Origin of the sequence: Microbacterium sp. NPDC096154 (genome assembly GCF_040302945.1) — a bacterium.
GTDB lineage: Bacteria > Actinomycetota > Actinomycetes > Actinomycetales > Microbacteriaceae > Microbacterium.
The window spans coordinates 474805-490829 of record NZ_JBEOSM010000001.1; the positions used below are offsets into that span (position 1 = coordinate 474805).

18 protein-coding genes are annotated in these 16025 nt (G+C 71.7%); 5 read left to right on the forward strand and 13 right to left on the reverse strand.

Annotated elements, in window-relative coordinates; genetic code table 11:
• The first annotated feature begins 15 nt into the window (after positions 1 to 15).
• From ABTW64_RS02315 to cofD, 3 genes are read left to right on the forward strand one after another with little or no spacing between them, the layout of a single operon-like run.
• Positions 16 to 1113 (forward strand): GNAT family N-acetyltransferase, encoded by a 1098-nt coding sequence (locus ABTW64_RS02315; protein ID WP_350618740.1) that lies wholly within the window; start codon positions 16 to 18, stop codon positions 1111 to 1113.
• Complete coding sequence (locus ABTW64_RS02320) at positions 1113 to 2186, forward strand: GNAT family N-acetyltransferase (protein ID WP_350618742.1); 1074 nt, start codon at positions 1113 to 1115, stop codon at positions 2184 to 2186. Before ABTW64_RS02315 ends, ABTW64_RS02320 begins: the two co-directional genes overlap by 1 nt.
• Before the next feature lie 32 nt (positions 2187 to 2218).
• Positions 2219 to 3187: a 2-phospho-L-lactate transferase gene (gene cofD / locus ABTW64_RS02325; RefSeq protein WP_350618744.1), complete on the forward strand. Its 969-nt coding sequence runs from the start codon at positions 2219 to 2221 to the stop codon at positions 3185 to 3187.
• Between the two features lie 23 nt (positions 3188 to 3210).
• Here cofD and ABTW64_RS02330 read toward each other — a convergent pair whose 3' ends face one another.
• The 7 genes from ABTW64_RS02330 to ABTW64_RS02360 form a co-directional block, all read right to left on the reverse strand.
• On the reverse strand, positions 3211 to 3867 hold the full coding sequence (locus ABTW64_RS02330) for a SatD family protein (protein ID WP_350618746.1): 657 nt from the start codon (positions 3865 to 3867) through the stop codon (positions 3211 to 3213).
• A gap of 62 nt (positions 3868 to 3929) precedes the next feature.
• The gene (mutM, locus tag ABTW64_RS02335; protein WP_350618748.1) at positions 3930 to 4847 is read right to left on the reverse strand and encodes a bifunctional DNA-formamidopyrimidine glycosylase/DNA-(apurinic or apyrimidinic site) lyase; all 918 of its coding nucleotides are present in this window, start codon (positions 4845 to 4847) and stop codon (positions 3930 to 3932) included.
• 10 nt (positions 4848 to 4857) lie between these two features.
• A complete protein-coding gene (gene rnc / locus ABTW64_RS02340; RefSeq protein WP_350618750.1) occupies positions 4858 to 5556 on the reverse strand; it encodes a ribonuclease III in 699 nt (232 codons plus the stop codon).
• A gap of 13 nt (positions 5557 to 5569) precedes the next feature.
• Complete coding sequence (rpmF, locus tag ABTW64_RS02345) at positions 5570 to 5779, reverse strand: 50S ribosomal protein L32 (RefSeq protein ID WP_050721097.1); 210 nt, start codon at positions 5777 to 5779, stop codon at positions 5570 to 5572.
• Positions 5780 to 5782: 3 nt separating this feature from the next.
• Entirely contained in the window at positions 5783 to 6271 is a 489-nt protein-coding gene (locus tag ABTW64_RS02350) for a YceD family protein (protein ID WP_350618838.1), read from the reverse strand.
• A gap of 125 nt (positions 6272 to 6396) precedes the next feature.
• Positions 6397 to 6897 (reverse strand): pantetheine-phosphate adenylyltransferase, encoded by a 501-nt coding sequence (gene coaD, locus ABTW64_RS02355; RefSeq protein WP_350618753.1) that lies wholly within the window; start codon positions 6895 to 6897, stop codon positions 6397 to 6399.
• 49 nt (positions 6898 to 6946) lie between these two features.
• Positions 6947 to 9139: an ATP-dependent DNA helicase RecG gene (locus tag ABTW64_RS02360; RefSeq protein WP_350618755.1), complete on the reverse strand. Its 2193-nt coding sequence runs from the start codon at positions 9137 to 9139 to the stop codon at positions 6947 to 6949.
• 66 nt (positions 9140 to 9205) lie between these two features.
• Between ABTW64_RS02360 and rsmD the strand changes: the two genes are divergently transcribed.
• Positions 9206 to 9802 carry a 16S rRNA (guanine(966)-N(2))-methyltransferase RsmD gene (gene rsmD, locus ABTW64_RS02365; protein ID WP_350618757.1) on the forward strand — a complete coding sequence of 199 codons (597 nt, stop codon included), beginning with the start codon at positions 9206 to 9208 and terminating at the stop codon, positions 9800 to 9802.
• Here the strand turns inward: rsmD and thiL are convergent.
• Together thiL and ABTW64_RS02375 are read right to left on the reverse strand one after the other, a co-directional pair.
• The gene (thiL, locus tag ABTW64_RS02370) at positions 9772 to 10773 is read right to left on the reverse strand and encodes a thiamine-phosphate kinase (RefSeq protein WP_350618759.1); all 1002 of its coding nucleotides are present in this window, start codon (positions 10771 to 10773) and stop codon (positions 9772 to 9774) included. The two genes, rsmD and thiL, sit on opposite strands and share 31 nt — an antisense overlap.
• Before the next feature lie 4 nt (positions 10774 to 10777).
• Positions 10778 to 11140 (reverse strand): DUF5655 domain-containing protein, encoded by a 363-nt coding sequence (locus ABTW64_RS02375; RefSeq protein ID WP_350618761.1) that lies wholly within the window; start codon positions 11138 to 11140, stop codon positions 10778 to 10780.
• Between the two features lie 90 nt (positions 11141 to 11230).
• Here ABTW64_RS02375 and ABTW64_RS02380 point away from each other — a divergent pair, with 90 nt between their 5' ends.
• Positions 11231 to 11719 carry a DUF3515 family protein gene (locus ABTW64_RS02380; protein ID WP_350618763.1) on the forward strand — a complete coding sequence of 163 codons (489 nt, stop codon included), beginning with the start codon at positions 11231 to 11233 and terminating at the stop codon, positions 11717 to 11719.
• A gap of 11 nt (positions 11720 to 11730) precedes the next feature.
• Here the strand turns inward: ABTW64_RS02380 and ABTW64_RS02385 are convergent, their stop codons facing one another.
• Genes ABTW64_RS02385 through murA form a run of 4 tightly spaced genes read right to left on the reverse strand, consistent with a single transcriptional unit; the run spans position 11731 to position 15989 of the window.
• A complete protein-coding gene (locus tag ABTW64_RS02385; RefSeq protein WP_350618765.1) occupies positions 11731 to 12825 on the reverse strand; it encodes a D-alanine--D-alanine ligase family protein in 1095 nt (364 codons plus the stop codon).
• Complete coding sequence (locus tag ABTW64_RS02390; protein ID WP_350618767.1) at positions 12725 to 13870, reverse strand: NAD(P)H-dependent glycerol-3-phosphate dehydrogenase; 1146 nt, start codon at positions 13868 to 13870, stop codon at positions 12725 to 12727. Before ABTW64_RS02390 ends, ABTW64_RS02385 begins: the two co-directional genes overlap by 101 nt.
• Positions 13867 to 14610: a lysophospholipid acyltransferase family protein gene (locus ABTW64_RS02395; RefSeq protein ID WP_350618769.1), complete on the reverse strand. Its 744-nt coding sequence runs from the start codon at positions 14608 to 14610 to the stop codon at positions 13867 to 13869. The genes ABTW64_RS02390 and ABTW64_RS02395 overlap by 4 nt, the downstream gene beginning before the upstream one ends.
• Before the next feature lie 11 nt (positions 14611 to 14621).
• A complete protein-coding gene (gene murA, locus ABTW64_RS02400) occupies positions 14622 to 15989 on the reverse strand; it encodes a UDP-N-acetylglucosamine 1-carboxyvinyltransferase (RefSeq protein ID WP_350618771.1) in 1368 nt (455 codons plus the stop codon).
• Positions 15990 to 16025 lie beyond the last annotated feature (36 nt).

Here is a 16025-nt window from a genome sequence, read left to right on the forward strand (position 1 = left end):
AAGGAAAGCACCACCATGTCCCAGACCCTGGGAACCACCGCCGCCGGCCTGCGCATCGAGGCGCTGCGGCTTCCGGCGTCGATCGACGCCCCTGACGCCGCCGACTATCTGACGGCGACACGCCTGATGTCCGACGCACTGTGCGCCGACTCGGGCACCGATCTGTTCCGCGTGCAGCCCGCCGAGTGGCTCGTCGCGCTGCACTCGACGCGTTACACCGAGCGCCTCGTGTCGCTCGCACGGCAGGATGGCGAGATCGCCGGCGTTCTCGTGCTGGAGTACCAGCGCAACGCGGAGAGGACCGCCACCGTCGAGGCGCACGTGCCGCCGCGGTGGCGCGGAGCCGGTATCGAGGAGGCGCTCTTCGCGGAGGCCGACCGCCTGGCCGCCGAGCACGGCCGCTCCCTGCTGCACGCCTGGAACCTCGTGCTCGTGCAGGCTCCGGGCCGGCGACTCGTCTCGCCCACGGGCGTGGGGTCCGTTCCGGCCGATGCGGAGAGCACCCGGCGCCTGCAGCGGCTCGGGTACACGCTCGGGCAGGTCGAGCGCGTCAGCACGTTCGAGTTCGCGACGTCGCTGCCGCGCGCCGAGCGCATGCTCCGCGCGGCGCTCGATACGGCGGGTGACGAGTACCGCGCCGTGTGGTGGCACTCCTCGGCACCCGATGAGCTGGTCGACGCGTACGCCGCCGCCGTGACGCGCATGGCGACCGACGTGCCGGCGGGTGAGCTCGAGTTCGAGGAGGACCCATGGGACGCCGAGCGCATCCGGTACCGAGAGCGTCTCAAGGCGGAGGCCGGTCAGACGATGGCCGTGGCAGCCGTGGTGCATGCGCCCACCGGAACCGTCGCCGCGTTCAACGAGCTGGTGCTCGAGAGCGACCGCACCCGCCCGGCGATGAACTACGGCACGCTCGTGCTGCCCGAACACCGCGGACGGCGCCTGGGCACGATCGTCAAATGCGTGGGGCTCATCCGCTTCCACGACATGGCCCCCGAGTGCCCCCGAGCGATGACCTTCAACGCTGAGGAGAACCGGTACATGCTCGACGTGAACGAGGCTGTCGGGTTCGTTCCCGCGGCGTACTCGGGCGAGTGGAAGAAGGAGCTGTGATGGACATCGAGATCGAGCCCCTGGTGGTGCCCGAGTCGCTGGACGCGCCGGGCGGCGCGGACTTCGCGGAGGTGGTGCGCATCGGCAACGAGGCCTGGCGCCGGGAGTCGGGAACCGACCTGCACGACGACGACCCCCAGGAGCTGCTCGCTCGGTGGCGCGAGACGCCGTACCGGGTCACGCGCGCCATCCTGGCCCGCGTCGATGGGGCGATCGCCGGAAGCGGGCGCATCGAGATCGACAAGACCACCAGCCAGTCGGCCGAGGTGGACGTCTCCCTCGCCGAGGCCCACGCGGACGGCCCGGTCGCGGACGCGCTCTTCGCGGCAGTCGACGCTCTCGCGCGGGAGCACGGCCGCTCCGTCCTGCAGACCTGGACGATCCACCGGCCCGACCCGGTCGACGACCGGCTCGTCCCGCCGACGGGCGCCGGCTGGATTCCGGCCCAGGATGCCGCGACGCGGCGCATGCGGCGCAACGGATACGTGCTCGGACAGGTGGAGCGCAACAGCGTGTTCGATCTGCAGGGCTCGTACGACGCCGTGGACCGGCTGCTCGAGGACGCGCTCGCGAAGGCCGGCCCGGACTATCGCCCGGTGTGGTGGGCCGGACCGACGCCACCGGAGTACGCCTCCGGATATGCCGCGGCGATCGCCCGGATGAGCTCCGACCCGCCGGCGGGCGAGCTCTCGACCGAGCAGTCGGCGTGGGATGCGGAGCGCGTGTTCGAGCGCGACACGCGGTTGGCGGACGCCGGCGTCCTGATGGGCGTGACGCTCGTCATCCACGGTCCGTCGGGAGAGGTCGCGGCCTTCAATGAGCTGTCCATCGGCCAGGACCGGACGCGCCCGACCGATCAGTGGGGCACACTCGTCATGCCCGAGCACCGCGGTCGCCGTCTCGGCGCGATCGTGAAGTGCATCGGGCTCCGGCGCTGGCATGAGCTGGTGCCCGAGTCGCCGCGGGTCTCGACGTTCAACGCCGAGGAGAACCGCTACATGCTCGACGTCAACGAGGCCGTCGGCTTCGTGCCCGCCTCATACGCGGGCGCCTGGGAGAAGAGGCTGTCGTGAGCCCCGGGCGCCGCCGCTGATTGACTGGTGTCATGAACTACACCGTGATCGGCGGCGGCGTCGGCTGCGCGCGCTTCGTCAAGGGCCTGCGCGAGCATGTGCGGCGCGCAGGCGGCCAGCACCGGATCGACGTCGTCGTCAACACGGCCGATGACTGGTGGGTCTCAGGGCTGCGCATCGCACCGGATCACGACAGCCTGCTCTACGCCCTTGCCGGCGTGAACGACGCCGAACGCGGGTGGGGCCGCGCGGGGGAATCGGAGCGCGTGGCGGGCGAGCTGCACGTCTGGGGCACGGCGCCCGACTGGTTCACCCTGGGAGATCTGGACCTCGGCACGCACATCGCCCGCACCGCCTGGCTGCGGGAGGGCCTGTCGGTGTCCGAGGTCTACCGTCGCCTCGGAGCCCGCTGGGACCTCGGTGCGACCCTGCATCCTGCGACCGACGCCGAGATCGACACGCACGTGCTGCTCGCTGAGGGCGAGCCCGTGCACTTCCAGGAGTGGTGGGTGCGCCACCGGGCGCAGCTGCCGGCCACCGGCTTCGCGCAGCGGGGCATCGAGCGGGCCGCCCCCTGCCCCGGCGCGCTCGATGCGATCGCATCCGCCGACGTCATCCTCGTCGCGCCGTCGAACCCCGTGGTGTCGGTCGGCCCGGTGCTCGCGGTGCCCGGCATGCGTGACGCGCTCGCGGTGGCGACCGCCCCGGTGGTCGGCATCTCGGGCATCATCTCCGGAGCCGTGGTGCGCGGCATGGCCGATGCGTGCCTCGCCGCCATCGGCGTGGAGACCTCCGCCGAAGCGGTCGCTCGGCACTACGGCGCGCGGTCGGGCGGGGGGCTGCTCGACGGCTGGCTGGTCGACGAGTCGGACGCCGCCGCGGTCGCGGCGGTGCGGGAATGCGGCATCGTGGCGCGCGCCGTGCCGCTCTGGATGCGCGACGCCGACACCTCGGCGCGCCTCGCGGGCGACGCGCTCGCGCTCGCGGCGTCGCTGCGCTGAGCCGGGATCGACAGACGGCGGGATCAGTCCCGAACGGGACCGACCGCGCCCAGATCCTTCGCGCCGATGCGGAGCGCGCGCACGAGCGGCTTGTTGATGGCCTGCGACACGGCGGCCTGCGTGATGCCCTCCCGGGCGGCGATCTCCTTCTGCTGCAGACCTCGCCAGCTGTCGAACGTGGCACGCCGTGCGCGCGGGTTCATATCGGCCACCACCTGGTCGCGCAGCAGCAGGTAGGCGTTGACGAGCCCCTCCCGCTCGCGCATGGCGGCCGCCTCGCTCTCGTGCACCGTGAGCCACGAGCGCACGCCCGGCAGCCGCCCCTTGTCGAGGTCGTGCGCCCGGCCGACCGCCTCGCGTGCCGCCCACCATCCGGGACCGTCCTGGATCTGCTCGGCGAGAGCCGACTCCACGGGCACGATGTCGCCCACCCCGATGCCGAACCGACACGCGACCCCGTCGGGCAGGGCGAGCTGCAGGAAGAGGGTCGCCACGAGGGCGTCCTCGATCGTGTCGTAGACCGCCTGGAACTCGTCGCCGACCGTGGGCCACCAGTCCTGACGAGCCCTGCGCATGACGCGTTCGACCTCACGGGCGGCCTGTTCGATCCCGCGCTGCACCGCGTCGCGATCGTCGGCGGCGCGGGAGGCGATGATGTCAGCGATCACGGCGACGGCCATGGCATCACCGTAACACTGATATGACCTGTGACATAAGCGTTTCCGCTTAATCAGAACGGATATCAGCGTTGCCGTGATGCGCGTTGGCAGAAGGGGCAGTAGTGGCTGCTCCGATTGGCGAACGAGACCCGGATGAGCATCCGGCCGCAGCGTGGGCACGGCTCGCCGTGGCGGCCGTACGCGTTCAGGCTGTGCGCGAAGTAGCCGGCCTCGCCGTTGACGTTGACGTACTGGGCGTCGAAGCTCGTGCCCCCTTCCGCGAGCGCCTTCGCCAGCACCGCGCGCACCTCGGCGAGGAGCCGGTTCAGCGCGCGCGACGACAGGTCCCGCGCCGGCGTCTCGGGATGCACGCGCGCTGCCCACAGCGCCTCATCCGCGTAGATGTTGCCGATGCCGCTGACCACGGTCTGGTCGAGCAGGACGCGCTTGATCGCCGAGCCCTTCCCGGCCACGCGTCGACGGAACAGCGCATCGTCGAACGCGGGATCGAGCGGATCGCGTGCGATGTGAGCCGCCTGCTGCGGCACGAGCGGAGTGGCATCCCCGTACCCGCCCGGCTGCCGGTCGAGCGTCGGGATGAGCGCGTCGATCGCGAGCGACCCGAACGTGCGCTGATCGGCGAACACGATCGCGAGCTCGCCGTGATCCGGGTGCTCGATGGAGATCCGCACCCGCTCGTGCCGCTCGGCGGGCGCGCCGGGAGCCCGCAGCAGCATCTGACCGCTCATGCCGAGGTGCACCATGATGCACTCCGGCCCTGCCCCGGACGCGGTGTCGCTCAGCGGCATCCACAGGAACTTGCCGCGACGGGCCGTGCCCACGATCGTGCGACCGCCGAGCCGAGCCTCGAAATCCGCCGCCGTGCCGGGATGCCGCGTGAGAGCCCGGACGTCGTGAGCCTCGACGCCCAGCACGCGCGCACCGGTCACGGCGGGTGCGAGCCCGGCTCGCACCACCTCGACCTCGGGCAGCTCCGGCATCGGGCGCCTCTCAGTCGGCGACGCGCTCGCTGAGCACGCGCCACAGTCCGAGAGCCGCCGCCATCTCCGACGTCTTCTTGCTCGTCCCCTCGCCCGTCGCGCTCCACTCGCCCACCGCGACCGTCGCGACGAACCGGCGATCGTGATCCGGCCCGCTGGCCTCCACCGAGTACACGGGCGGCACGAGGCCCTGGCGCGCGGCGATCTCCTGCAGCGCCGTCTTCGGGTCCATCGCTGCGCCATAGCGCTCGGGATCGCGCAGCAGCGGCTCGATGAGGCGCAGCACCATCGCGGTCGCCGCCTCGGAGCCGGCCGACAGATACGTCGCGCCGATCACGGCCTCCATCGCATCGGCCAGGATCGAGTCCTTGTCGCGACCGCCCGTCAGCTCCTCGCCCCGGCCGAGCCGCAGGTGCTCGCCCAGGCCGATGCCTCGCGCGATCTCGGCCAGCGCGACGGTCGACACCACGCTGGCACGGCGCTTCGCGAGCGCGCCCTCCTCGAGCTCGGGATGCCGCGTGTACAGCATCGTCGTCACCGCCAGGCCCAGCACCGAGTCACCGAGGAACTCGAGGCGCTCGTTGTGCGGGATGCCGCCGTTCTCATAGGCGTACGAGCGGTGCGTCAGCGCCAAACCGAGAAGCTCGGCGTCGATGTCGACGCCGAGCTTCTCGGTTAGGTGCTGAGGCCCGCGACCGTTCTCCGTCACGGGGTGCGCCGAATCAGACGTCGGCGACCTTGCGGCCCTTGTACTCGAGGAACAGCTCGGTGCCCTGCGAGTCGGTGACGACCTTGGCCTGGTGCGGACGGCTGTAGACGACCTTGCCGTTCTCGACCGTCTTGACCAGCGCGGGGGCCTCGGCCTTCCACTGCGCGCGGCGCGAACGGGTGTTGGAGCGGGAGACCTTCCGCTTCGGGGGGTTACCAGCCATGAGTTAGCTCTCTTCTGTGTCGCGGGCGGCGTCGTGCGCCGCTCCGTGGTCGGTGAGGTTCTGGAGCGCGGCCCACCGCGGGTCGACGGGCGACTGCTGGGCGCTTGCCGATTCCGTCAGACGCTCACCCGTGACCGGATCAAGGCCGGGGCAATCCGGCTGACAGACCGGCTGAAACGGGAGCGCCAGAACGGTCGCGTCCCTGACCAGAGTTTCAAGATCCACGTGGTCGTCTTGAACCTCGAAGTCAGCTGTTTCCTCCCCAGGATACTCGAAAAGCTCCTGAAACTCGACTTCGAGCGGAGCGCTGATCTCACGCAGGCAGCGTCCGCACTCGCCCTCGTACTCGGTGTCGAGCGTTCCCGAGACCAGGATGCCCTCGTGCACCGACTCGAGACGCACGTCGAGTTCGAGATCCTTGCCCTGCGGCACGGACACGATGCTTTCACCCCAGCGCTCCGGGGCGGGGACGGTCAGAGAGTGCTCGCGCATCTCGCCCGGCTTGCGCACGATGTCGCGCGCGGGCAACACGAAGGGACCGGAAAGTCGAGATCTCACCCTACGATGCTACTCGCGCATCGGGCGGACAGGGCCGGAAGCGCCGGCAGCCGGAAGGCTCAGAAGTCGTTGGCACCGGCTTTGGCGAGGAAGCGCGCGACCGCCTGCGGAACGTACGGCGACACATCTCCGCCCAGGCCCGCGACCTGGCGCACGAGCGAGCTCGACACCAGCGCGTGCGACGGCTCCGGCAGCAGGAAGACCGTCTCGATGTCGGCGAGGTGGCGGTTCACGACCGCCATGGGGGTCTCGTACGCGACGTCCACCTGCGAGCGGATGCCCTTGACCAGCACTCCCGCGCCGACCTCCTGGGCGTAATCGACCAGCAGGCCCACGCTCCACGACCCGATCACCACGTTGCCGTCCATGCCGTCCTCGGCGATCGACTCCTCGAGCAGCGACACGCGCTGCGCGATCGGCAGCATGCCCGCCTTGTCGGGGTTGTGCACCACCAGCACGTGGAGCTCGTCGTACAGCCGGGCAGCGCGCCGGATCACATCCAGATGGCCGAGAGTCGGAGGGTCGAACGATCCGGGGACGACGGCGATCCTGCTGCTCATGCGGCCAGCCTATCGGGCGAGCGACGCCGGCCCGGGCGGGCGTGTCACGTCACGACTTCGACAGCGCGGCACGCTCTTCCTGAGTCACCCGGCGGGCGAGCGCCTCGGCCAGACCGGGGTGGCGCTCGAGCGCGGGGTCATCCTGCAGGATGCGCTCCGCCTCCTCGCGGGCCCGGGCGATCAGGTCGGCGTCCTTGACCACCCGCAGCAGGCGCAGCGACGACCGGACTCCCGATTGCGCGTCGCCGAGCACGTCGCCCTCCCCCCGCAGCTCGAGGTCGATCTCGGCGAGCTCGAAGCCGTCGAGCGTCGCGGCGACCGCCTCGACGCGCTGGCGCGCGACCGTGCCCTGCTCGGATTCGGTCACCAGCAGGCAGAGCCCCGGCACCCCGCCGCGCCCCACGCGGCCTCGCAGCTGGTGCAGCTGCGAGACGCCGAAGCGGTCGGCGTCCAGGATCACCATGGTGGACGCGTTGGGCACGTCGACGCCCACCTCGATCACCGTGGTCGCGACCAGCACGTCGATGTCGCCGCGGGCGAAGTCCTGCATGATGCGGTCCTTCTCGTCCGACGGCAGCTTGCCGTGCAGCGTCGCGATGCGCAGGCGCCCCACCCGCGGGTGGCGCCCCAGCATCTCACCGACCTGCACCACACCCCAGCTCGGCCGGGCGCTCTCCCCCTCGGCGGACCGGCGACTCGCGGGCTGCGGGCTCTCGCCTGTGCCGTCGTCCGCCCCTGGCGCGGCGGCCCCCTTCTCGGCATCGATCGCCGCGCACACCACGAAGACCTGGTGCCCCTTCTCGACCTCCTCGGCTGCGCGGTCCCACACGCGCCCGAACCAGCCCGGCTTCTCGGCGACCGGCGCGACGAAGGTCTGGATGCCGGCCCGCCCGGCCGGCATGGTGCGGATGGTCGACACATCCAGGTCGCCGAAGACCGTCATGGCCACCGTGCGCGGGATGGGAGTCGCGGTCAGCACAAGTGCGTGCGGGCTCGTGCCCTTGGCGCGCAGCGTCTCACGCTGCTCGACGCCGAAGCGGTGCTGCTCGTCGACGACCACCAGGCCGAGGTCGGCGAACGTCGTCCCCTGGCTCAGCAGCGCGTGCGTGCCGACCACGATCAGCGCCTGTCCCGAGGCGACGCGCAGGGCGGCTTTGCGACGTTCGGCCGCCGGCATCTGCCCCGTGAGCAGCGTGGGCATGACCTCGGGGGCGAGCTGGGGGCCGAGCATGCGGGTCATCGACCGCAGGTGCTGCGCTGCGAGCACCTCGGTGGGAGCGATCAGCGCCGACTGGCCGCCCGATTCGGCCACCTGCAGCATCGCGCGCAGCGCGACGAGCGTCTTGCCCGAGCCCACCTCGCCCTGCACCAGCCGGTTCATCGGCCACTCGGCCGTGAGGTCGTGCGCGATCCGGTCGCCCACCGACACCTGGTCGGGCGTGCGCTCGAAGGGCAGCGCGGCATCGAAGCGCGCCAGCAGTCCCCCGTCGCGCGCCGGCCGACGAGTCGCCGACATCATCCGCACGAACTGGCGCTGCTGAGCGAGCGCGGTCTGCAGCACCAGCGCCTCATGCATGCGCAGCGTGTCGCGCGCCGCATCGATCTGCACCCTCGTCTCGGGACGGTGGATCCATTCGATCGCCTCGCGGGCCGTGAGCAGCCCGTCACGGAACCGCAGATCGTCGGGCACGGGGTCGGGCACGTCATCCAGGCGGTCGAGCACCGCGCCGACCCAGCCCTGCAGCGCCCACGACGCCACGGTCGAGGTGGCGGGGTAGATCGGGATGGGCGTGCGCACCATCTCGTCGGCCTCCGCGACGCCCGCGCGCTCGTCCTCGAAGAGCTGGTAGTCGGGGTGCGAGAACTGCAGCGTGCCGCGATAGGCGCTGACCTTTCCCGAGAACACCCCGCGGCGTCCGGGTCGCAGCTCGCGTTCACGCCATGCCTGGCCGAAGAACGTGAGCGTGAGCTCGCCTTCCCCGTCGCCGATCACGACCTCGAGCATCGCCCCGCGACGGTTGCGCATGGGGCGCGACGAGACGCGCCTGACCTCGGCGATCACCGTGGCGAGCTCGCCGACGGGCAGTCCGCGGATGGGCGTCAGCTCGCCGCGCAGCGCGTAGCGACGGGGATAGTGGCCCACCAGATCGCCCACCGTCGTCATGCCGAACGCCCGCGACAGCGCCTTGGACGACTTGTCGCCGAGCGCCGCCACGAGCGGCGTGTCGAGGGTGAACGACATGCCCTCGAGTCTAGGTCGGGGGTACGACATCTCCGGGTCGGGCCGCTCGTCAACTAGCGTGGAACGGTGACCAGGATCATCGCGGGGGCTGCGGGCGGTGTGCGCCTCGACGTTCCCTCGTCCGGCACACGGCCCACCAGCGACCGTGTGCGCGAGTCGCTGTTCGGGGCCCTCGAGGCCGGCGGCGCCCTCCACGGCGCCCGCGTGCTCGACCTCTACGCGGGGTCGGGTGCCCTGGGGCTCGAGGCCGCCAGCCGCGGCGCCGCCTCGGTCGACCTGGTCGAGCGCGCGAAACCCGCGGCAGCGATCGTGCGCCGCAACGCCGAGGCCGTGCGGCGCTCCATGGGGGCCGTGGCTCCCCCGGTCCGGGTGCACGCGAGCGCAGTCGGCACGTACCTGCGCTCGACCTCGGGAGCCTTCGACCTGGTGTTCCTCGATCCGCCCTACGACCTGCCCGACCGCGACCTCGCGAGCGACCTCGCCGCCCTCGCCGGATCGCTCACGTCCGGTGCGCTCGTCGTGGTCGAGCGCTCGTCGCGGTCGGCTGCGCCCGACTGGCGAGGCGCCGGGCTGGAGCCGCTCCGCGACCGGGCCTACGGCGACACCGCGCTCTGGTGGGGCCGCCCCGCGCCTCAGCCCGCCGACGAGTCCCAGTCACGGTAAGGGTCCCAGCCGCCCGGCCCGCCGTAGGGACGCCCACCCACTCGCAGCGCGTCTGCGCCGCGCGGGAGCACCCGCCCGACGGGGCGGAAGCCCGGCGGCAGCACGTCGCCCGGAAACGCCGCGAGCAGCGCGTGATCCTCGCCGCCCTCGATCGCGGCGGTGGCGTCCGGGCCCAGCGCACCCGGGTCGAGATCGATCGTGACGTCCGAGGCATCCGCCATGCGCCGAGCGTCGAGGCCCAATCCGTCGGAGACGTCCATCATCGCCGTCGCTCCCGCCACGGCGGCCACCGGCCCGAGCCCGATCGGCGGAGACGGGCGCAGCTGCGCGTCCAGGGCCTCACGCTCGCCCGGGGCCAGCACGGCCGCGTCGACCGGCACGGGAGACCCGTGCGCGTCACGGAAGCGATCGAACAGCACGCGGAGCCCGCGCCCCGAGACCCCCAGCTCGCCCGCCACCGCGACGACGTCCCCCGGCCTCGCGCCCGAGCGCAGCACAGCCTCGCGCCCTTCGAGATCGCCGAGCGCCGTGACCGCGACCGTCAGTGTCGCGGACACCGTGAGGTCCCCGCCCACCACGGCGCATCCGGGCGCGAGCGCGTCGCAGGCGTCGCGCAGACCGTCGGCCAGGCGCTCCACGTACGACACGCGCGTGTCGTTCGGCATCGCGAGGGCCACGAGCAGCGCGGTGGGCCGTGCTCCCATCGCCGCGACGTCGGCGAGATTGACGGTGGCGGCCTTCCACCCGAGGTCGTAGCCGCTCGACCATGCGAGCCGGAAGTCGGGCCCGTGCACGAGCGTGTCGGTCGTGGCCACCACCGAGCCGCTCGGCGCGGCGACGACGGCCGCGTCGTCGCCGGGGCCCACGACGGTCGCAGACGCGCGACCCGTGCGCGCCACGATGCGACGCAGGATCTCACCCTCGCTCAGCTCGCCGACTGTCGGATCCGCGGGTTCGAGGGCATCGTGCATCCCCTCAGCGTATGCGGCCGCTCACCGCAGGTGCGCGCCGGCACCGACCGCGTAGGCCTCCCGGACCCACACGGCGAAGTCCCCGTCGAGCTGAGCCGGCCAGTCGGGACGTGTACGGTGCGACGGCCGTGATGCGCGGGTCGTCGACGGCGCGCTGCAGGTCGAGGTAGCCACGGAGTCCGCCGCGCGTCGGATGCGCCCCGGCGAACCCGCGGCGCGCGCCCTTGAACGTGACCGTGCTCTTCGAGACGGAGAGCTCGAAGGACCCGCAGCCGGCCACCATCGCCTCGAAGGCGCGGAAGAGGTCGACCGACGCCGGGGGCTTGCCCCGGAGGTGGTCGTCGACTGTCCAGCTCTCCTGCGTCACGCGCTCACGGTAGCAACGGGCGCCGACATTGCGGATCGTCCGCTTCCAGGGCTGGGCGCGCCCTCAGGACGCACGACCTAGGCTGGACGGGTGATCCGTCGTCTCGCCGCCGCGACCGCGCTCGTCCTCGCCGCCGGCCTGTCGGGGTGCACGGCCACCGTGTCCCTCGAGGCCGCTCCCGACGCGAACGACCCGGCCTGCGCCGAGGTCACCGTGCGGCTGCCCGATGCGATCGGCGACCTCGAGCGCCGCTGGACCGATGCCCAGGCGACAGGCGCCTGGGGAGACCCGACATCGGTCATCGTCAGCTGCGGCGTCACTCCGCCGGGCCCGACCACGCTGCAGTGCGTGCCGTTCGAGGGCGTCGACTGGATCGTCGATGCCTCCGAGCTGCCCTACCAGCGCATCACGACCTACGGGCGCACGCCTGCCACGCAGGTGTATGTCAACACCGACGAGATCAGTCCGTCCGACGTGCTGCCGACGATCAGCCGCATCGTGTCGTCCATCCCGGCCGAACGCCAGTGCGTCGACCGGGAGGACGCGACCCCGGTGCCGGACGCTCCGCAGACCGGCTGAGAGCCCACGGCTCAGGCCGCGCGCGCCAGCCCCAGCTCGATGAGCTCGGTGATCAGCTCGGCGTAGGTCATGCCCGACGCGATCCAGCACTTGGGATACATCGAGATCGGCGTGAAGCCGGGCATGGTGTTGAGCTCGTTGATCACGACATCGCCCGCCGCGGTGAGGAACACGTCGACGCGGGCGAGCCCGCGCCCGTCGACCGCCTCGAACGCGCGGCGACCCGTCTCCCGGATGCGCGCGGTCTCGTCCTCGGTGAGCGCGGCCGGGCAGACCACCTCCGCGCCGTCGCCCCCGAGGTACTTGCCCTCGAAGTCGTAGAACTCGCGGGTGGTCAGCACGATCTCGCCGGGCAGCGACGCGCGGGCGGGGCCGCCGTCGCGGCCCTCCAGCAGCGCGACCTCGATCTCGCGGCCGATGATGCCCACCTCGACGAGCACCTTGTCGTCCTCCGCCAGCGCGAGCGCCATCGCGGCATCCAGCTCCGACGCGTCATGCGCCTTCGAGACCCCGACGCTCGACCCCGCGCGCGCGGGCTTGACGAACACGGGATAGCCCAGCGCCTCCACCTCGGCGCGCACGCCCTCGGGGTCGGCCGCCCAGCGCGCCGCGCGCACGGTGACCCACGGGGCGACGGCGAGGCCCTCAGCCTGCAGCGCGATCTTCATGAAGTGCTTGTCCATGCACATCGCCGAGTCGAGCACGCCGCCGCCGGCGTACGGCAGCTCCAGGATGTCGAGGAAGCCCTGCATCGTGCCGTCCTCGCCGTGAACGCCGTGCAGGATCGGCAGCACCACGTCGACCTCGCCCAGCTCGTCGACCGTGCCGTCCTCGCGCCGCACGCGCAGCATGCGGTCGCCGCCCGAGGTGGGCCACAGGACGCGCGTGCCGTTGTCCGTCACCTCCGGCAGCTTGGCCGCGTCGAGCGCGAACCGGGACGGATCGTCCTGCTCCAGCACGAACACGCCGTCGCGGGTGATGCCGACAGGGATCACCCGGAAGCGGTCACGGTCGATCGCCCCCAGCACCCCGCCCGCCGTCGCGGAGGAGATCGAGTGCTCGCTCGAGCGCCCTCCGAAAAGCACCGCTACGGTCGTGCTGGCCATTCTGCGTCCCTTCGCCCTGCGGCGTGTCGTCGTCGGTGGTGAGATGAGGCGCGATCTCGCGCGGGTTCATCCGCCCGTCCAGCACCATCTTGACCTGCTGGACGATCGGCATCTCCACGCCCGCCTCCTTGGCGAGCTGCAGGATGGGTCCGACCGAGCCGAGCCCCTCGGCGGTCTGGTTCATCTGCGCGATGACCTCGTGGAACTTGTATCCCTGGCCCAGCAGGCGGCCGGCCGTGTTGTTACGGCTGAGCGGCGACTGGCAGGTCGCGATCAGGTCGCCCAGGCCCGCCAGGCCCTGCAGCGTGCCCGGCTGGGCGCCGTAGGCGACCGCGAAGTCGGTCATCTCGACGAGCCCGCGGGTGATGATCGACGCCTTGGTGTTCTCGCCGTAGCCGACGCCGTCGACGATGCCGATGGCCACCGCGATGAGGTTCTTCAGCACGCCGCCGAACTCGGTGCCGATCACGTCGGTGTTCACGAACGTGCGGAAGTAGCGGTTGCGCGCTCGGCGCGCCACCGCGTCGGCGGTCTCCTGACCGTTGGCGGCGATGACGGCGGCCGTGGGCTGCTCGCGCGCGATCTCGAGCGCCAGGTTGGGGCCGCTCGCCACGGCGATGCGCATCGGGTCGCACGCGAGCTCCTGCTCGATGACCTGGCTCATCCGCAGGTTCGTCTTCTTCTCGACGCCCTTCATCAGGCTCACAAGAGGGATGGAGTCATCCGCCACGTACGGTCGCATGGCCTGCAGGGTCTCGCGGGCCGACTGGCTCGGCACCGACAGGTAGATCTGGGTCGCGCCGTCGATCGCCTTGGCCAGGTCGTGCGTGGCGCGCATGGTGCGGGGCAGATTGACGCCCGGCAGGTACTGCGAGTTGCGCTTGGCCTCGTCGATCTCGTGCGCCTGCTCCGGCCGGCGCGCCCACATCGTGACCTGGGCCCCGCCGTCGGCGAGGATCTTGCCGAACGTGGTGCCCCAGCTGCCCGAGCCGACGACCACGACCTTGGGCCCGTCCGCGCGCCGGGCACCGGCCGCGCGGCTCACAGGCGACCCGTCTCGGTCTGACCGTGCGATGACGGATCCCACCGGGCATCCGGCGCGTTCTCGCCCCGGATCTCCTCGAGCAGCCCGGTGATGGCCTTCATCAGACGATCGGTCGCCTCGGCGATGGCAGCGGGCTCGGTGGGGCGATCCTGCAGGTCGGACAGGTCGATGGGCTCGCCGATCACCATGTGCACGGGCTTGCGCGGCGGCCAGAAGCTGATGCCGCGCGCATAGCGCCCCATGACGTCCTGAACCCCCCAGTGCGCGACCGGGATCAGCGGCAGCCCGCCGGCCAGCGCGAGGCGTGCGGCGCCTGATTTGCCGCGCATCGGCCACAGCTGAGGGTCGCGCGTGAGGGTGCCCTCGGGGTAGACGATCACGCCGCGGCCGTCTTCGACGAGCGCCGTGGCCTGCGCCATGGTCTGCGTGGCCGAGTCGCGCGACGACGTGCGCGAGACAGGGATCATGCCCGTGGCGCGCAGCGCCGCGCCCAGCACGGGCACCCGGAACAGGCTCTCCTTGGCCATGAACCGCGGCGCACGGCCGAGGCGCCACACGCCCACGGCGACGACGAGCGGGTCGATCTCGCTCACGTGATTGGGCGACAGGATGTACGCGCCCTCGCGTGGCAGGTTCTCGCTTCCCGTGATCCGGAGCTTCGCGAGCAGCCCGATGATGGGCACGATGACGAGCGCGAGCGGCCAGAACCAGCTGGGCCGACTCTTCTCGGGAGACCTCATCCCCGCCCCGCTCAGCCGACGACGTCGAAGTCGGCGCCGAGCGCCGTGAGCTTCTCGAAGAACTTCTCGTAGCCGCGACGGATGATGCCGACGCCCGAGACGCGCGACGTGCCCTCGGCCGTCAGTGCGGCGACGACGTAGCTGAAGCCGCCGCGCAGGTCGGGCACCACGATGTCGGCGCCGCGCAGCGGCGTCGGTCCGTTGATCACGGCCGCCTGCTCCAGCTCGCGTCGCGGAACGCGACGGTACTCGCCGTCGAGACCGCGCGAATGCACGACGATGTCCGCGCCCATCTGCACCAGCGCCTGCGTGAAGCCGAGGCGGTTCTCGTACACGGTCTCGTGCACGATCGACTGACCCGTCGCCTGCGTGAGAGCCACGATGAGCGGCTGCTGCCAGTCGGTCATGAAGCCGGGATGCACATCCGTCTCGACGATGGTCGCCTTGAGCGGAGCGGCACCGCGACGGAAGCGGATGCCCGCGTCGGTGATGTCGAAGTCTCCGCCGACCTTGCGGTACACGTTCAGGAACGTCAGCATCTCGTACTGGCGCGCGCCCTTGACGAAGATGTCGCCGTCGGTCGCGAGGGCCGCGCACGCCCACGACGCGGCCTCGTTGCGGTCGAACAGCGAGCGGTGGTCGTAGCCGCGGAGCTCGTCGACGCCCTCGATGAAGATGACGCGGTTCGGCTCGTAGGAGATGATCGCGCCCATCTTCTGCAGCACGCCGATGAGGTCCATGATCTCGGGCTCGATCGCGGCGTTGCGGAGCTCGGTGACGCCCTTGGCCCGCACGGCCGTGAGCAGCACCTGCTCGGTCGCTCCGACGCTCGGGTACGGCAGCTCGATGTTCGCACCGTGCAGGCCCTCGGGGGCCGACAGGCGGATGCCGCTGGGCTGCTTGTCGACGATGGCGCCGAACTTGCGCAGCGCATCGAGGTGGAAGTTGATCGGACGATCGCCGATGCGGCAGCCGCCCAGGTCGGGGATGAACGCCTGACCCAGCAGGTGCAGCAGCGGGCCGCAGAACAGGATCGGGATGCGCGACGAGCCCGCGTGGGCATCGATCTCCTCGAAGCCGGCCGACTTGGCGTCGGACGGGTCGAGCACCAGCGAGCCGCTCTCGTCGCCCTCCGAGACGTGCACGCCGTGCACCTCGAGCAGCGAGCGCACGACCTCGACGTCGCGGATGTCGGGCACGTCGCGCAGGGTGCTCGGCGTCTCGCCGAGAAGCGAGGCCACCATGGCCTTGGTCGCGAGGTTCTTCGCCCCGCGCACGTCGACCTGACCCTTGAGCGGTCGTCCGCCGCGGATCTCGAGCACTTCTCCCGACGCGTACGCCGGGGTGCCGGGGGTCTTGGCGTCGCCGATCAGAGTCATGTGGTGGTGCCTCACTAGGGTCTCGCGGCGGTCGGC

Bases quoted from the DNA above. Each gene is read 5' to 3' on its own strand.
- ABTW64_RS02320 (WP_350618742.1), top strand. From the start codon at position 1,113: ATGGACATCGAGATCGAGCCCCTGGTGGTGCCCGAGTCGCTGGACGCG.
- thiL (WP_350618759.1), bottom strand. From the start codon at position 10,773: ATGCACGATGCCCTCGAACCCGCGGATCCGACAGTCGGCGAGCTGAGC.
- murA (WP_350618771.1), bottom strand. From the start codon at position 15,989: ATGACTCTGATCGGCGACGCCAAGACCCCCGGCACCCCGGCGTACGCG.
- ABTW64_RS02330 (WP_350618746.1), bottom strand. From the start codon at position 3,867: ATGGCCGTCGCCGTGATCGCTGACATCATCGCCTCCCGCGCCGCCGAC.
- rpmF (WP_050721097.1), bottom strand. From the start codon at position 5,779: ATGGCTGGTAACCCCCCGAAGCGGAAGGTCTCCCGCTCCAACACCCGT.
- ABTW64_RS02395 (WP_350618769.1), bottom strand. From the start codon at position 14,610: ATGAGGTCTCCCGAGAAGAGTCGGCCCAGCTGGTTCTGGCCGCTCGCG.
- ABTW64_RS02350 (WP_350618838.1), bottom strand. From the start codon at position 6,271: ATGCGCGAGCACTCTCTGACCGTCCCCGCCCCGGAGCGCTGGGGTGAA.
- ABTW64_RS02315 (WP_350618740.1), top strand. From the start codon at position 16: ATGTCCCAGACCCTGGGAACCACCGCCGCCGGCCTGCGCATCGAGGCG.
- mutM (WP_350618748.1), bottom strand. From the start codon at position 4,847: ATGCCGGAGCTGCCCGAGGTCGAGGTGGTGCGAGCCGGGCTCGCACCC.
- cofD (WP_350618744.1), top strand. From the start codon at position 2,219: ATGAACTACACCGTGATCGGCGGCGGCGTCGGCTGCGCGCGCTTCGTC.
- ABTW64_RS02360 (WP_350618755.1), bottom strand. From the start codon at position 9,139: ATGTCGTTCACCCTCGACACGCCGCTCGTGGCGGCGCTCGGCGACAAG.
- coaD (WP_350618753.1), bottom strand. From the start codon at position 6,897: ATGAGCAGCAGGATCGCCGTCGTCCCCGGATCGTTCGACCCTCCGACT.
- ABTW64_RS02385 (WP_350618765.1), bottom strand. From the start codon at position 12,825: ATGGCCAGCACGACCGTAGCGGTGCTTTTCGGAGGGCGCTCGAGCGAG.